General features: G+C 68.1%; 13 protein-coding genes and 1 tRNA gene. 12 read left to right on the top strand and 2 right to left on the bottom strand.

The genetic code is table 11. The features are described from left to right. Positions 1-56 precede the first annotated feature (56 nt). The 3 genes from OHS70_RS14995 to OHS70_RS14985 all read left to right on the top strand — a co-directional run bounded on the left by OHS70_RS14995 (position 57) and on the right by OHS70_RS14985 (position 3499). Entirely contained in the window at positions 57-1517 is a 1461-nt protein-coding gene (locus tag OHS70_RS14995) for a DHA2 family efflux MFS transporter permease subunit (protein ID WP_328397645.1), read from the top strand. A 77-nt stretch (positions 1518-1594) separates the two neighbouring features. Next, complete coding sequence (locus OHS70_RS14990) at positions 1595-2650, top strand: UDP-N-acetylmuramate dehydrogenase (protein WP_328397643.1); 1056 nt, start codon at positions 1595-1597, stop codon at positions 2648-2650. A gap of 51 nt (positions 2651-2701) precedes the next feature. Further along, the gene (locus OHS70_RS14985) at positions 2702-3499 is read left to right on the top strand and encodes a hypothetical protein (RefSeq protein WP_328397641.1); all 798 of its coding nucleotides are present in this window, start codon (positions 2702-2704) and stop codon (positions 3497-3499) included. Here the strand turns inward: OHS70_RS14985 and OHS70_RS14980 are convergent. After that, a complete protein-coding gene (locus OHS70_RS14980) occupies positions 3459-4478 on the bottom strand; it encodes an adenosine deaminase (RefSeq protein ID WP_328397639.1) in 1020 nt (339 codons plus the stop codon). The genes OHS70_RS14985 and OHS70_RS14980 overlap by 41 nt on opposite strands. Positions 4479-4601: 123 nt before the next feature. Further along, positions 4602-5828: a pyridoxal phosphate-dependent aminotransferase gene (locus OHS70_RS14975; RefSeq protein WP_328397637.1), complete on the bottom strand. Its 1227-nt coding sequence runs from the start codon at positions 5826-5828 to the stop codon at positions 4602-4604. A 203-nt stretch (positions 5829-6031) separates the two neighbouring features. On the opposite strand from OHS70_RS14975, the gene OHS70_RS14970 reads away from it, so the two are divergent. The 9 genes from OHS70_RS14970 (at position 6032) to rpoB (ending at position 15283) form a co-directional block, all read left to right on the top strand. After that, positions 6032-6104 (top strand) — tRNA-Trp (locus OHS70_RS14970). Between the two features lie 108 nt (positions 6105-6212). After that, positions 6213-6494, top strand: a complete 282-nt coding sequence (secE, locus tag OHS70_RS14965; protein ID WP_328397635.1) for a preprotein translocase subunit SecE — start codon at positions 6213-6215, stop codon at positions 6492-6494. A 74-nt stretch (positions 6495-6568) separates the two neighbouring features. Then, positions 6569-7468, top strand: a complete 900-nt coding sequence (gene nusG / locus OHS70_RS14960) for a transcription termination/antitermination protein NusG (protein ID WP_328397634.1) — start codon at positions 6569-6571, stop codon at positions 7466-7468. A 174-nt stretch (positions 7469-7642) separates the two neighbouring features. Further along, positions 7643-8077, top strand: coding sequence for a 50S ribosomal protein L11 (gene rplK / locus OHS70_RS14955; protein ID WP_003956479.1), 435 nt, complete (start codon positions 7643-7645; stop codon positions 8075-8077). Between the two features lie 106 nt (positions 8078-8183). After that, on the top strand, positions 8184-8906 hold the full coding sequence (gene rplA / locus OHS70_RS14950) for a 50S ribosomal protein L1 (protein ID WP_328397628.1): 723 nt from the start codon (positions 8184-8186) through the stop codon (positions 8904-8906). Between the two features lie 155 nt (positions 8907-9061). Continuing rightward, positions 9062-9931: an LppX_LprAFG lipoprotein gene (locus tag OHS70_RS14945; protein ID WP_443062605.1), complete on the top strand. Its 870-nt coding sequence runs from the start codon at positions 9062-9064 to the stop codon at positions 9929-9931. Between the two features lie 281 nt (positions 9932-10212). Next, on the top strand, positions 10213-10743 hold the full coding sequence (gene rplJ, locus OHS70_RS14940) for a 50S ribosomal protein L10 (protein ID WP_328397626.1): 531 nt from the start codon (positions 10213-10215) through the stop codon (positions 10741-10743). Positions 10744-10854: 111 nt separating this feature from the next. Beyond that, on the top strand, positions 10855-11238 hold the full coding sequence (gene rplL / locus OHS70_RS14935) for a 50S ribosomal protein L7/L12 (protein WP_328397624.1): 384 nt from the start codon (positions 10855-10857) through the stop codon (positions 11236-11238). A 559-nt stretch (positions 11239-11797) separates the two neighbouring features. Further along, positions 11798-15283, top strand: a complete 3486-nt coding sequence (rpoB, locus tag OHS70_RS14930) for a DNA-directed RNA polymerase subunit beta (protein WP_328397622.1) — start codon at positions 11798-11800, stop codon at positions 15281-15283. Positions 15284-15318: the final 35 nt, after the last annotated feature.

The raw sequence follows: 15318 nt of genomic DNA, 5'->3' as shown, positions 1-15318 counted from the left end.
TCCATCAAAGTTAGTCATCAATAACTAACCTCGCGTCCGCATTCTCTGGGGGAGCAATGAATCAGCCGAATCAGCAGACAGCCCACCGGCCCGGCGCAGCGGTCTGGGCCCTGGTCATCACCAGCGTCGCCGGTTTCATGGCGGCTCTCGACAATCTCGTCGTCACCACCGCCCTGCCCTCCATCCGCAAGGACCTGGGCGGGGCGCTCGAAGAGCTGGAGTGGACGGTGAGCGCGTACACGCTCACCTTCGCCGTTCTGCTGATGCTGGGTGCGGCACTCGGTGACCGGTTCGGGCGGCGCAGGCTCTTCATGGCCGGTCTGACGATCTTCACCGGGGCCTCCGCGGCAGCCGCCCTGGCGCCCGGCATCGACGGGCTCATCGCCGCCCGCGCCGTCCAGGGCGTCGGCGCCGCGATCATGATGCCGCTCACCCTGACCCTGCTCACCGCGGCCGTTCCGCCCGCCCGCCGCGGTGCGGCCCTCGGCATATTCAGCGCCGTCGGCGGCATCGCCGTGGCCAGCGGCCCGCTCATCGGCGGCAGCCTCACCGAGCACATCTCCTGGCAGTGGATCTTCTGGCTGAACGTCCCGATCGGCCTCGTCCTGCTGCCGCTGGCCCGGCTGCGGCTGAACGAGTCGTACGCACCGAACGCCCGACTCGACGTCCCCGGCACCCTGCTCGTCAGCGCCGGCCTGTTCGGCGTCGTGTACGCGCTGGTCAACGGCCAGGCGGACGGCTGGACGAGCGCACCGATCCTGGGCGGCCTGGTCCTCGGCGGGCTGCTGCTCATCGCCTTCGTCCTGCATCAGACACGGGCCAAGAACCCGATGCTGCCCATGCGGCTCTTCCGCAACCGCGCGTTCTTCGGGATCAATGTGGCGAGCCTGCTGATGTTCCTCGGCATGTTCGGCTCGATCTTCCTGCTCAGCCAGTTCCTCCAAAATGTGGCCGGCTACTCGCCCACCGAGGCGGGCCTGCGGATGCTCCCCTGGACCGGAATGCCGCTGATCGTCGCGCCCATCGCCGGCTATCTCTCCGACCGGATCGGCGGCCGTCCGGTCGTCGCCACGGGCCTCGCGCTCCAGGCGGTCGGCCTCGGGCTGTTCGCCCTGGTCCTCGAACCGGGTGTGTCGTACGCGACACAGCTCCCGGCCCTGATCCTCAGCGGCATCGGCATGGCCCTCTATTTCGCCCCCGCGGCCAGCGTGGTCATGTCCAGCGTCCGGACCGCCGAGCAGGGCATAGCCTCCGGCGCGAACAACGCGCTGCGCGAGGTCGGCGGCGCTCTCGGCATCGCCGTGCTCGGAGCGGTCTTCGCCGCGCAGGGCGGTTACACGTCGGCCGACGCGTTCACCGACGGCACCGTGCCGGCCCTCTGGATCGGCGCCGGGGCCGTGGCCCTCGCCGCCCTGACCGCGCTGCTGATTCCGGGCCGCCGCAAGGCGCCCGCGGGTCCGGACACCGTGGTCGACAGCGGCTCGGCCGCGGGGGAGCGCGAGCGGGTCGCCGCCTGAGGCCGCCGAGCCGGGCCGTACGCATACGGTCCGTGGCCCCGTCCGAGCGGCGGGCCGCGGACCGTACCCTTGTCCCCGTGCAGGAACTCCACGACGCCCCCCTCGCCCCCCTGACCACCTTCCGGCTCGGCGGACCGGCGACGCGCCTCGTCACGGCCACCACCGACGACGAGGTGATCGCCGCCGTACGCGAGGCGGACGACGCCGGTACCCCGCTGCTGATCATCGGCGGCGGCAGCAACCTGGTCATCGGCGACAAGGGCTTCGACGGCACCGCCCTGCGCATCGCGACCCGCGGCTTCGCACTGGACGGGACACATCTCGAACTGGCCGCCGGGGAGACCTGGACGGACGCGGTCGCCCGCACCGTCGAGGCGGGGCTGGCGGGCATCGAGTGCCTGGCGGGCATCCCCGGCTCGGCCGGCGCGACCCCGATCCAGAACGTGGGTGCGTACGGCCAGGAGGTCTCCAGCACCATCACCGAGGTGGTCGCCTACGACCGCTCGACGGGGGAGAAGGTCACCCTCTCGGGCGCCGAGTGTGCCTTCTCCTATCGCCACAGCCGTTTCAAACAGCACCCGGAGCGCTTCGTCGTCCTGCGCGCCCGCTTCGCGCTGGAGGACGCGGACGGTCTGTCCGCCCCTGTGAAGTACGCCGAGACGGCACGCGCCCTCGGCGTCGAGGTCGGCGACCGCGTCCCGGCCGCCCAGGCACGCGAGACGGTGCTGAAACTCCGTGCGGGCAAGGGCATGGTGCTCGACCCCCAGGACCACGACACCTGGTCCGCCGGGTCCTTCTTCACCAACCCGATACTCACCGCTGCCGAGTACGAGGCCTTCCTCGGGCGCGTACGCGAGCGTCTCGGCGACGGCATCGCGCCGCCCGCGTACCCGGCGGGCGACGGCCACACCAAGACGTCCGCCGCCTGGCTGATCGACAAGGCCGGCTTCACCAAGGGCTACGGCTCAGGCCCGGCGCGTATCTCCACCAAGCACACGCTCGCCCTCACCAACCGCGGGGAAGCCACCACCGAGGACCTGCTGGCGCTGGCCCGCGAGGTCGTCGCCGGGGTGCGGAAGGCGTTCGGGGTGACCCTGGTCAACGAGCCGGTGACGGTCGGCGTCAGCCTCTGACCCCTCCTGCGCCACGCGCCGCCTTCACGACGCGCCGGCGTGGACGCGCCCGTGCCCGCGACGCTGCGCGGAATCTCCGTTGCGGACCGCGCCGCCGCGCCGCCACGCTGCTGTCATGCACACACCTCGCAGCAAGAGACGGGCCGCCCCGTGCGGCTGAGGACCACCGAGTTCCGGCCGCGCCTCGACGGCCGCGAATACCGTGTCGTCCGGCCGCGCACCTCACTGCGCCGCACGACCTACACAGACTGGCGCGACCTGACCGGCGACCACGAAGGACTGTCACAGCTCGCCGGGTACTTCTCCTTCGCCGCGAACTCCCCGCACACGCTGGTGCACCTCCCGCTCGGCGAGCTCGACCTTGTCCTCGGCCACCGCAGGTCACCCGGGCTGCGCGTCAGCTCCTGGCCGCAGCTGCGGCGGCGGCTCGTCCGGGGCAGGCCGCTCACCGTCACCACCGACGAGCGGCGGACCGCCGCCGACGCCGCTGCCTGGGCGGAGCAGCACGACCGTGCCAAGGACCGCGACCGGCTCTTCCCGGCGCGCCACGCGCGGACGCTGTTCCTGACCGGCAGCCGTGAGGTACTCGCATCGGCCGCGATGCGGTTCGCCCACGCCGCAGGTTTCGGCTCGCACACGAAGCCCCTCGTCATCGCGGGGCACCGGATGCCGATCAGCTCGCTCGTGAGCGAGATGCAGCTGCACTGGGACGTGGACCGCACCGAGGTGGCCATCCACTTCCAGGGGCGGCCGGAGCGCTCACGCCCGGCCGTCGACGCCCCCGGTGCGGGCCGGGCGGCTCAGCCGTTCAGGAAGCCAGCCAGTCGTCGATCCCCGACAGCAGCTTGACCCGCTCCGCCTCCGGCGCCGCCGACGCCCGCACCGACTGGCGGGCCAGTTCCGCCAGTTCCGCGTCGGTGAAGGCGTGGTGCCTGCGCGCGAACTCGTACTGGGCGGCGAGGCGCGAGCCGAACAGCAGCGGGTCGTCGGCACCGAGCGCCATCGGGACGCCGGCGTCGTACAGCGTCCGCAGAGGTACGTCCGCCGGCTTCTCGTACACCCCGAGGGCCACATTCGACGACGGGCACACCTCGCAGGTCACACCCCTGTCGGCGAGCTTGCGCAGCAGCCGCGGGTCCTCGGCCGCCCGGACGCCGTGGCCGATGCGCGAGGCGTGCAGATCGTCCAGACAGTCCCGTACGGACGCGGGGCCGGTCAGCTCGCCGCCGTGCGGCGCCGCGAGCAGGCCGCCGTCGCGTGCGATGGCGAAGGCGCGGTCGAAGTCGCGCGCCATGCCCCGGCGCTCGTCGTTGGAGAGCCCGAAGCCGACGACGCCCCGGTCCGCGTAGCGCACCGCGAGCCTGGCCAGGGTGCGGGCGTCCAGCGGATGCTTCATCCGGTTGGCCGCCACCAGCACCCGCATCCCGAGCCCGGTCTCCCGCCCGGCGCGCTCCACCGCGTCCAGGATGATCTCCAGGGCCGGGATCAGCCCGCCCAGCATCGGCGCGTACGAGGTCGGGTCGACCTGGATCTCCAGCCATCCCGAGCCGTCCCGGACGTCCTCCTCGGCGGCCTCGCGCACCAGCCGCTGGATGTCCTCCGGGCTGCGCAGACAGGAGCGCGCGATGTCGTAGAGCCGCTGGAAGCGGAACCAGCCGCGCTCGTCGGTGGCCCGCAGCTTCGGGGGCTCGCCGCCCGTCAGCGCCTCGGGCAGATGGACGCCGTACCTGTCGGCGAGCTCGAGGAGGGTGGCGGGTCGCATGGACCCCGTGAAGTGCAGATGGAGATGGGCCTTGGGCAGCAGCTTTACGTCTCGGAGGTGCTCCATTCCAGGATCCTGCCGCACCGGATCGCCGAACGGCAGCCTCTTTCCCCGATCGGGTTCTTGCCCGAACGAAGAAACGGGAACGGGCCCCGGCGGCTGCCGGGGCCCGTTCCGTGCGCAGGAGGGTCAGTCGCGGGCCTCGGCCAGCAGCTTCTGCAGCCGGGAGATGCCCTCGACCAGGTCCTCGTCGCCCAGTGCGTACGACAGCCGCAGATAACCCGGCGTGCCGAACGCCTCGCCCGGGACGACCGCGACCTCGGCCTCGTCCAGGATCAGGGCCGCCAGCTCCACCGAGGTCTGCGGGCGCTTGCCGCGGATCTCCTTGCCGAGCAGCGCCTTCACCGACGGGTACGCGTAGAACGCGCCCTCGGGCTCGGGGCAGAACACGCCGTCGATCTCGTTCAGCATCCGCACGATGGTCTGGCGGCGGCGGTCGAAGGCGGTGCGCATCTCGGCGACCGCGTCCAGGTTGCCGGAGACCGCGGCCAGCGCCGCGATCTGCGCGACGTTCGAGACGTTCGACGTGGCGTGGGACTGGAGGTTGGTCGCGGCCTTGACGACGTCCTTGGGGCCGACGATCCACCCGACGCGCCAGCCGGTCATCGCATAGGTCTTGGCGACACCGTTGACCACGATGCACTTGTCGCGCAGTTCGGGCACGAGCGTCGGCAGCGAGGAGAACGTCGCGTCGCCGTAGACGAGGTGCTCGTAGATCTCGTCCGTCAGCACCCACAGCCCGTGCTCGAGGGCCCAGCGGCCGATCGCCTCCGTGTCGGCCTCGCTGTACACCGCGCCGGTGGGGTTGGACGGGGAGACGAAGAGGACCACCTTGGTCTTCTCCGTGCGCGCGGCCTCCAGCTGTTCCACGGAGACCTGGTAGCCGGTGGTCTCGTCGGCGACGACCTCGACCGGGACACCGCCCGCCAGACGGATCGACTCGGGGTAGGTCGTCCAGTACGGCGCGGGGACGATCACCTCGTCGCCCGGATCCAGAATCGCCGCGAAGGCCTCGTAGATGGCCTGCTTACCGCCGTTGGTCACCAGGACCTGGGCGGGGTCGACCTCGTAACCGGAGTCCCGCAGGGTCTTGTCCGCGATGGCCTTCTTCAGCTCGGGCAGACCGCCGGCCGGCGTGTAGCGGTGGTACTTCGGGTTGCGGCAGGCCTCGATGGCGGCCTCGACGATGTAGTCGGGTGTCGGGAAGTCCGGCTCACCCGCGCCGAAGCCGATCACCGGGCGTCCGGCGGCCTTGAGGGCCTTGGCCTTGGCGTCGACGGCGAGGGTCGCGGACTCGGAGATCGCGCCGATGCGCGCGGAGACCCGGCGCTCGGTGGGAGGGGTTGCAGCGCTCATACGGCCATGCTCCCAGACAGGAAACGGAGGCGGCACACAGGTTTCGAGGAGCGGACATTACCGGTCACGGGTGGTCGGCCGACCGACCGTGTTCGACGCCGGGCCTGGGAACACGTACACTCACTCGTCGTTGGTCCTCACCAGCAACAGACGCCCTGCGCACTCCGTGCAGCCGGGCGGATGCGGTAGGTTGGGGGAAACAAAGGGTCGTAGCTCAATTGGTAGAGCACTGGTCTCCAAAACCAGCGGTTGGGGGTTCAAGTCCCTCCGGCCCTGCTACACACACCTCGCCAGGCTGTGTGCGCATGTACGTACATCACTGCATTCGCCGTGCGGCTCCACCGGGCGCGGCACGGCCACGACCCGGGAATCAGGTGAAACATCGTGACGGACGCCGTAGGCTCCATCGACATGCCTGATGCCGAGGACGACACGCAGGAGAAGAAGCCCCGCAAGGGCGGTAAGCGCGGCAAGAAGGGCCCGCTCGGCCGACTCGGGCTTTTCTACCGGCAGATCATCGCTGAACTGCGCAAGGTTGTCTGGCCGACCCGGCATCAGCTGACGACGTACACCACAGTGGTGATTATCTTCGTTGTCATCATGATCGGCCTTGTGACCGTGATTGACTATGGCTTCCAGGAAGCAGTCAAGTACGTCTTCGGCTGATCCGCGGAGGGCGCCGTGATGCGGCGCCCCTTTCGCATGTTCCACCCATCTGTATCCAGGAAGAAGCAGCCACCGTGTCTGACCCGAACCTGAACGACGCCGCCGAGGCCGGCGAGAGCTTCGAGTCCGTTGAGGACGAGCTCGACATCGTCGAGGCGGCGGACGCTGTGGAGCCGGACCAGGCTGAAGCTGCCGACGCCGAGGCCGGCGAGCCGGCCGAGGTCGCCGCCGTGCACGTCGAGGACGAGGCCACCGCGCTCGCCGAGGTCGACGAGGACGAGGACGAGGCCGCCCTGGCCGCCGTCGAGGAGGCCGAAGCGGCCGCCGAGGCCGGCGAGGGAGAGCCCGAGGCTCCGGCCGACCCGGTCGCCGCGCTCCGCGACGAGCTGCGCGGTCTGCCCGGCGAGTGGTACGTGATCCACACCTACGCGGGCTACGAGAAGCGCGTGAAGGCGAATCTCGAGCAGCGCGCCGTCTCGCTGAACGTCGAGGACTTCATCTACCAGGCCGAGGTGCCCGAGGAAGAGATCGTCCAGATCAAGAACGGCGAGCGCAAGAACGTCCGGCAGAACAAACTCCCCGGCTATGTGCTGGTGCGCATGGACCTGACGAACGAGTCCTGGGGCGTCGTGCGCAACACCCCTGGCGTCACCGGCTTCGTGGGCAACGCATACGACCCGTACCCGCTGACGCTGGACGAGATCGTGAAGATGCTCGCCCCGGAGGCCGAGGAGAAGGCCGCCCGCGAAGCCGCCGAGGCCGAGGGCAAGCCGGTTCCGGCCCGCAAGGTCGAGGTCCAGGTGCTGGACTTCGAGGTCGGCGACTCGGTCACCGTCACCGACGGTCCGTTCGCCACCCTGCAGGCCACGATCAACGAGATCAACGCCGACTCGAAGAAGGTCAAGGGCCTCGTCGAGATCTTCGGCCGCGAGACCCCGGTCGAGCTGAGCTTCGACCAGATCCAGAAGAACTAGCCTCCGGCACCTTCTGGAACATACGCCTCCGAACAGGTCAGACCGGCTCTCGCAGCCGCTCTGACCTGCTCGGTTTTTGGCCGCGCAGCTATACCCGTTATCGTTGTGCGGTATGCCTCCATCCGGATGATCGGGTGGCAGGCGGAAAACTCTCACTAGGACCCGGAGAGAGCAATGCCTCCCAAGAAGAAGAAGGTCACGGGGCTTATCAAGCTCCAGATCCAGGCCGGTGCGGCCAACCCGGCTCCGCCGGTCGGCCCCGCGCTCGGTCAGCACGGCGTCAACATCATGGAGTTCTGCAAGGCCTACAACGCCGCGACCGAGTCGCAGCGTGGCATGGTCGTGCCGGTGGAGATCACGGTCTACGAGGACCGTTCCTTCACCTTCGTCACGAAGACTCCGCCGGCCGCCAAGCTGATCCTCAAGGCCGCGGGCGTGGACAAGGGCTCCGGCGAGCCGCACAAGACCAAGGTCGCCAAGCTGACGCGCGACCAGGTCCGTGACATCGCCACGACCAAGATGCCCGACCTGAACGCCAACGACCTTGACGCCGCCGAGAAGATCATCGCCGGCACCGCCCGTTCCATGGGCATCACGGTCGAGGGCTGATCAGCTCACCGCCACGCGGCGTCAGCCGCATCTGGGCACAGCCCCAGTGGTAGGGCCAGGCGCTGGCCCGGACCACGACTCCACACCTGAACCAACAGGAGAAGAAGTGAAGCGCAGCAAGGCTCTCCGCAACGCGGACGAGAAGATCGACCGGGAGCGCAACTACGCCCCGCTCGAGGCCGTCCGTCTTGCGAAGGACACCGCCTCCACCAAGTTCGACGGCACCGTCGAGGTCGCCTTCCGCCTGGGCGTTGACCCGCGCAAGGCCGACCAGATGGTCCGTGGCACCGTGAACCTTCCGCACGGCACCGGTAAGACCGCCCGGGTCCTGGTCTTCGCGACCGGTGACCGTGCTGCGGCCGCGGAAGCCGCGGGCGCCGACATCGTCGGCTCCGACGAACTGATCGACGAGGTTGCGAAGGGCCGTCTGGACTTCGACGCCGTCGTCGCCACGCCGGACCTCATGGGCAAGGTCGGCCGCCTCGGCCGTGTGCTCGGTCCGCGTGGTCTGATGCCGAACCCGAAGACCGGCACCGTGACCATGGATGTCGTCAAGGCTGTCAACGACATCAAGGGCGGCAAGATCGAGTTCCGCGTCGACAAGCACTCGAACCTCCACTTCATCATCGGCAAGGTTTCCTTCGACGAGACGAAGCTGGTCGAGAACTACGCCGCGGCGCTGGAGGAGATCCTCCGTCTGAAGCCGTCCGCCGCGAAGGGCCGCTACATCAAGAAGGCGACCCTGACCACCACGATGGGCCCCGGCATCCCGCTGGACTCCAACCGCACCCGCAACCTCCTCGTCGAGGAGGACCCGGCCGCCGTCTGAATCTGACGGCAGTCGCGGGTCTCGCGTACTGAACCGGCCCCCTCGGCTCTCCGGAGCCGAGGGGGCCGGCCCGTTTTTCGGTACGTGTTGTCCGCGGCGAAAGGTAGGGTCACGAATGACTGATCGAGAATAGAGCAAGATCCCGTGGGGGGAACGTGAATTCGATGTACCGGAAGATGGCCGGAGTCGCGCTGGCCGGCGCGTTGCTGTGCGGCACGGCAGCATGCACGGGTAAGGACGACAAGGCGTCACCCGGGGGCAAGACCTCGTCGTCCGCGCCGAAGCCCGTGGAGGTCACTCCGGCCGCCGCGATCAAGCGCGCCGCGGAGAAGAACGAGAAGATCACGTCGCTCACCTACTCGATGAGCGGCAAGGTTCCGGGGGACGGCTCGATGAAGGCCCAGGCCTCCATGAGCATGAAGCCGCTCGCGCTGCAGATGAAGATGGAGGGCGGCACGGGGGCCGACTCCGGTGAGGTCGAGATCCGCGTCGTCGGCGGAGCGATGTACATGAACGGCGGGGAGCCGCTCGAGCCCGGCAAGAACTGGATGAAGTTCGACCTCGCCGCACTCAAGGAGGCCGGCGGGGAGGACCCCATGGCGGGCCTGTCCCGCCAGGCGGAGCAGAACCCGGCCAAGGACTCCGCGGCGCTCACGGCCTCCAAGGACCTCAAGAAGGTCGGCGAGGAGACCATCGACGGCGTGAAGACCACGCACTACTCCGGCACGCTCACCCTCGACGCCATGCGGGACAGCCTCAAGGGCGAGGACGCGGCGACCAGGAAGAGCCGGGAGCAGAGCCTCAAGGACTACGAGAAGCTCGGCGCCAAGTCGCTCACGATGGACATGTGGATCGACGAGAACGACCAGACCAAGCAGTTCCGTACCCGCAGCACCACCGACAAGGGTCCGCTGGACGTGGTCATCAAGTTCCTGGCCGTCAACAAGCCGGTCACCGTGAAGGCGCCGTCCCCCGGTGAGACCGTCGACCTCGCCGAGATGATGAAGGACGCCGAGGGCGCGTGACGCAATCGGGCGGATTTGCCTGAGCGCGATCCGTTCCCGTACTCTTCCACAGAAGCCAAAGACCGCTGGTCGTTGCCGTGCTCTCGTTCTCGAGGGTTCGGCGGCCGAAGGTTCCGCTGAGACGCGGACGTCCTGCGCAGGTGACTGTGGAAAGTTCCCGGACTTCGCTCTTCAAAGGGCACAGCCGGTCGAGCTACGCCCCGTGCGCCTGCGCCGGGGCGTTTCGTTTTGTTCAGCCCCTTCTGAGCGGTCCTCATCACCCGGAAGGAGGCCGACGCTCTATGGCAAGGCCCGACAAGGCTGCCGCGGTAGCCGAGCTCGCGGACCAGTTCCGCAGCTCGAACGCCGCCGTGCTGACCGAGTACCGGGGTCTCACCGTGGCTCAGCTCAAGCAGCTGCGCCGTTCTCTCGGTGAGAACGCCCAGTACGCCGTGGTGAAGAACACGCTGACCAAGATTGCGGCCAACGAGGCCGGGATCACTTCGCTCGACGACCAGTTCAACGGTCCGACGGCGGTTGCCTTCATCACCGGTGACCCGGTGGAGTCGGCGAAGGGTCTTCGTGACTTCGCCAAGGAGAACCCGAACCTGATCATCAAGGGCGGTGTCCTTGATGGCAAGGCGCTGTCCGCCGATGAGATCAAGAAGCTTGCGGACCTCGAGTCCCGCGAGGTTCTGCTCAGCAAGCTGGCCGGTGCGTTCAAGGGCAAGCAGTCCCAGGCTGCCTCGCTCTTCCAGGCGCTCCCCTCGAAGCTCGTCCGCACCGTGGACGCGCTCCGTGCCAAGCAGGCCGAGCAGGGCGGTGCCGAGTAATTCGGCTCGCGCATTGATCGGCGCCGCCTGAGGCGCTGGTCGTAGCGGGCCGCACGCCCGCCGACATGTACATCTCGGCACCAGCCGAATTAGTTGGAAGGATCGCCCATCATGGCGAAGCTCAGCCAGGAAGACCTGCTCGCGCAGTTCGAGGAGATGACCCTCATCGAGCTCTCCGAGTTCGTGAAGGCGTTCGAGGACAAGTTCGACGTCACCGCCGCCGCCGCGGTCGCCGTGGCCGGTCCGGCCGGTCCGGCCGCCACCGCCGAGGCCGTCGAGGAGCAGGACGAGTTCGACGTCATCCTCACCGGTGCCGGCGAGAAGAAGATCCAGGTCATCAAGGTCGTGCGTGAGCTGACCTCCCTGGGCCTGAAGGAGGCCAAGGACCTCGTCGACGGCACCCCGAAGCCGGTCCTCGAGAAGGTCGCCAAGGAGGCCGCCGAGAAGGCTGCCGAGTCCCTCAAGGCCGCCGGCGCGTCCGTCGAGGTCAAGTAAGTCCCGACCGGTGCCTGCGGGCACACGGTCCGAGTCTGACGACTCTCGCGCCGCTGGGCGCACGCGAAGGGCGATCATCCATACGGGTGGTCGCCCTTCGGCGTACCCGCGACGGCCGCCCACCGGCCGCTGCGGAGAGTATGGTGATCTTCGCCGTGCGTTCCCCACGCTGGTCAGTGACGATCCCCGCAGCAGGAATGGGCTGGGGGGCCTTGACGAACCGCACGCAGCGCGCAATTCTCAGGACGCGTCGTCACAACGATCCGTATCCGAGGCATGGATCGACGACCGAACGGGCAGTATCGATGTGCGCCACAAGGCGCAGGGGTCGCGGAGTTGAGAACAACGAGGGTTTCAAAAACCCGCACTGGACATCAGTGTGCCAAGTGGCTACACTGACCCTTTGCGCTGCCTGTTAGCTGCCTCCTGCCCGTCACCAGGGGCATGCCCATATTTGAGCATCGGCTGATTGATCGTCCTGACCTGGGCTTTCCTTCTCCGTGCACAGCATGGGACCGGTACGCGCGTAGTGAGTCCGAGCCCTCGGAAGGACCCCCTCTTGGCCGCCTCGCGCAACGCCTCGACCGCGAATACGAACAACGGCGCCAGCACTGCCCCGCTGCGCATCTCCTTTGCAAAGATCAAGGAGCCCCTCGAGGTTCCGAACCTTCTTGCGTTGCAGACCGAGAGCTTTGACTGGCTGCTCGGCAATGCCGCATGGAAGGCTCGAGTCGAGGCGGCTCTCGAGAACGGACAGGACGTCCCCACCAAGTCCGGTCTGGAGGAGATCTTCGAGGAGATCTCGCCGATCGAGGATTTCTCCGGGTCGATGTCGCTGACCTTCCGCGACCACCGCTTCGAGCCTCCGAAGAACTCCATCGACGAGTGCAAGGAGCGCGACTTCACGTACGCCGCCCCGCTCTTCGTCACTGCCGAGTTCACCAACAACGAGACCGGTGAGATCAAGTCCCAGACGGTCTTCATGGGCGACTTCCCGCTCATGACGAACAAGGGCACCTTCGTCATCAACGGCACCGAGCGTGTCGTGGTGTCGCAGCTGGTCCGCTCACCGGGTGTCTACTTCGACTCCTCCATCGACAAGACGTCCGACAAGGACATCTTCACGGCCAAGATCATCCCGTCCCGGGGTGCCTGGCTGGAGATGGAGATCGACAAGCGCGACATGGTCGGTGTCCGTATCGACCGCAAGCGCAAGCAGTCCGTCACCGTCCTGCTCAAGGCGCTCGGCTGGACCACCGAGCAGATCCTCGAGGAGTTCGGCGAGTACGAGTCGATGCGCGCCACCCTGGAGAAGGACCACACCCAGGGCCAGGACGACGCGCTGCTCGACATCTACCGCAAGCTGCGCCCGGGCGAGCCGCCGACCCGTGAGGCCGCTCAGACGCTGCTCGAGAACCTCTACTTCAACCCCAAGCGCTACGACCTCGCCAAGGTCGGCCGCTACAAGGTGAACAAGAAGCTCGGCGCGGACGAGCCGCTGGACGCCGGCGTCCTCACCACCGACGACGTCATCGCCACCATCAAGTACCTGGTCAAGCTGCACGCCGGCGAGACCGAGACGGTCGGCGAGTCGGGCACCCAGATCGTCGTCGAGACCGACGACATCGACCACTTCGGCAACCGCCGTCTGCGCAACGTCGGCGAGCTCATCCAGAACCAGGTCCGTACGGGTCTGGCTCGTATGGAGCGCGTCGTGCGTGAGCGCATGACCACGCAGGACGTCGAGGCGATCACGCCGCAGACCCTGATCAACATCCGGCCGGTCGTCGCCTCCATCAAGGAGTTCTTCGGCACCAGCCAGCTGTCGCAGTTCATGGACCAGAACAACCCGCTGTCGGGTCTCACCCACAAGCGCCGTCTGTCGGCTCTTGGCCCGGGTGGTCTCTCCCGTGAGCGGGCCGGCTTCGAGGTCCGTGACGTGCACCCGTCGCACTACGGCCGCATGTGCCCGATCGAGACGCCCGAAGGCCCGAACATCGGTCTGATCGGCTCGCTCGCCTCGTACGGCCGGGTCAACGCGTTCGGCTTCGTCGAGACCCCGTACCGCAAGGTCGTCGACGACCAGGTGACCGACGAGGTCGACTACCTGACCGCCGACGAGGAGGACCGCTTCGTCATCGCGCAGGCCAACGCCGCGCTGACCGATGACATGCGCTTCGCAGAGGCGCGTGTCCTGGTCCGCCGCCGTGGCGGCGAGGTCGACTACGTCCCGGGTTCCGACGTGGACTACATGGACGTCTCGCCGCGCCAGATGGTGTCGGTCGCGACCGCCATGATCCCGTTCCTCGAGCACGACGACGCCAACCGTGCCCTCATGGGCGCGAACATGATGCGCCAGGCCGTTCCGCTCATCAAGGCGGAGGCCCCGCTCGTCGGCACCGGCATGGAGTACCGCTGTGCCACCGACGCCGGCGACGTCATCAAGGCGGAGAAGGACGGTGTGATCCAGGAGGTTTCGGCCGACTACATCACCGTCGCCAACGACGACGGCACGTACACCACGTACCGCGTCGCGAAGTTCTCGCGCTCCAACCAGGGCACCTCGGTCAACCAGAAGGTCATCGTCGCCGAGGGCGACCGGGTCATCGAGGGCCAGGTCCTCGCCGACGGTCCGGCCACCGAGAACGGTGAGATGGCGCTCGGCAAGAACCTGCTGGTCGCGTTCATGCCGTGGGAGGGTCACAACTACGAGGACGCGATCATCCTGTCGCAGCGCCTCGTGCAGGACGACGTCCTCTCCTCGATCCACATCGAGGAGCACGAGGTCGACGCCCGTGACACCAAGCTCGGCCCCGAGGAGATCACCCGGGACATCCCGAACGTCTCCGAGGAGGTCCTCGCCGACCTCGACGAGCGCGGCATCATCCGTATCGGTGCCGAGGTCGTCGCCGGCGACATCCTGGTCGGCAAGGTCACGCCCAAGGGTGAGACCGAGCTGACCCCGGAGGAGCGTCTGCTCCGCGCGATCTTCGGCGAGAAGGCCCGTGAGGTCCGTGACACCTCGCTGAAGGTGCCGCACGGCGAGACCGGCAAGGTCATCGGCGTCCGCGTCTTCGACCGCGAGGAGGGCGACGAGCTGCCCCCGGGCGTGAACCAGCTGGTTCGCGTGTACGTCGCGCAGAAGCGCAAGATCACCGACGGTGACAAGCTTGCCGGCCGTCACGGCAACAAGGGCGTCATCTCCAAGATCCTGCCGATCGAGGACATGCCGTTCCTGGAGGACGGCACCCCGGTCGACATCATCCTCAACCCGCTGGGTGTCCCGTCCCGAATGAACCCGGGACAGGTCCTGGAGATCCACCTCGGCTGGCTCGCCAGCCGTGGCTGGGACGTCTCCGGGCTCGCGGACGACTGGGCTCAGCGCCTGCAGGCCATCGGCGCCGACCAGGTCGCCCCCGGCACCAACGTCGCGACCCCGGTCTTCGACGGTGCGCGCGAGGACGAGATCGCCGGTCTCTTCGAGGCCACGATCCCGAACCGCGACGGCAACCGGCTGGTCCAGGCGTCCGGCAAGGCCAACCTGTTCGACGGCCGCTCCGGCGAGCCGTTCCCGGACCCGATCTCGATCGGGTACATGTACATCCTCAAGCTCCACCACCTGGTCGACGACAAGCTGCACGCTCGGTCGACCGGTCCGTACTCGATGATCACCCAGCAGCCGCTGGGTGGTAAGGCCCAGTTCGGTGGCCAGCGATTCGGCGAGATGGAGGTGTGGGCGCTGGAGGCATACGGCGCCGCTTACGCCCTCCAGGAGCTGCTGACCATCAAGTCCGACGACGTCACCGGTCGCGTGAAGGTCTACGAGGCCATCGTCAAGGGCGAGAACATCCCCGAGCCCGGCATCCCTGAGTCCTTCAAGGTGCTCATCAAGGAGATGCAGTCCCTGTGCCTCAACGTGGAGGTGCTGTCCTCGGACGGCATGTCCATCGAGATGCGCGACACCGACGAGGACGTCTTCCGCGCTGCGGAAGAGCTCGGAATCGACCTGTCCCGGCGCGAGCCGAGCAGCGTCGAAGAGGTCTGACGGGCCTGACGGGGGCTCTGCAAGAGCCCCCGTCG

Source organism: Streptomyces sp. NBC_00390, assembly GCF_036057275.1.
Taxonomy (GTDB): Bacteria; Actinomycetota; Actinomycetes; order Streptomycetales; family Streptomycetaceae; genus Streptomyces.
The sequence above is the reverse complement of the archived record's forward strand: the minus strand, read 5'-3'. Positions and strand labels throughout refer to the sequence as shown.

Bases quoted from the DNA above. Each gene is read 5' to 3' on its own strand.
- OHS70_RS14995 (WP_328397645.1), top strand. From the start codon at position 57: ATGAATCAGCCGAATCAGCAGACAGCCCACCGGCCCGGCGCAGCGGTC.
- OHS70_RS14980 (WP_328397639.1), bottom strand. From the start codon at position 4,478: ATGGAGCACCTCCGAGACGTAAAGCTGCTGCCCAAGGCCCATCTCCAT.
- OHS70_RS14975 (WP_328397637.1), bottom strand. From the start codon at position 5,828: ATGAGCGCTGCAACCCCTCCCACCGAGCGCCGGGTCTCCGCGCGCATC.
- rplK (WP_003956479.1), top strand. From the start codon at position 7,643: ATGCCTCCCAAGAAGAAGAAGGTCACGGGGCTTATCAAGCTCCAGATC.
- rplJ (WP_328397626.1), top strand. From the start codon at position 10,213: ATGGCAAGGCCCGACAAGGCTGCCGCGGTAGCCGAGCTCGCGGACCAG.
- rplL (WP_328397624.1), top strand. From the start codon at position 10,855: ATGGCGAAGCTCAGCCAGGAAGACCTGCTCGCGCAGTTCGAGGAGATG.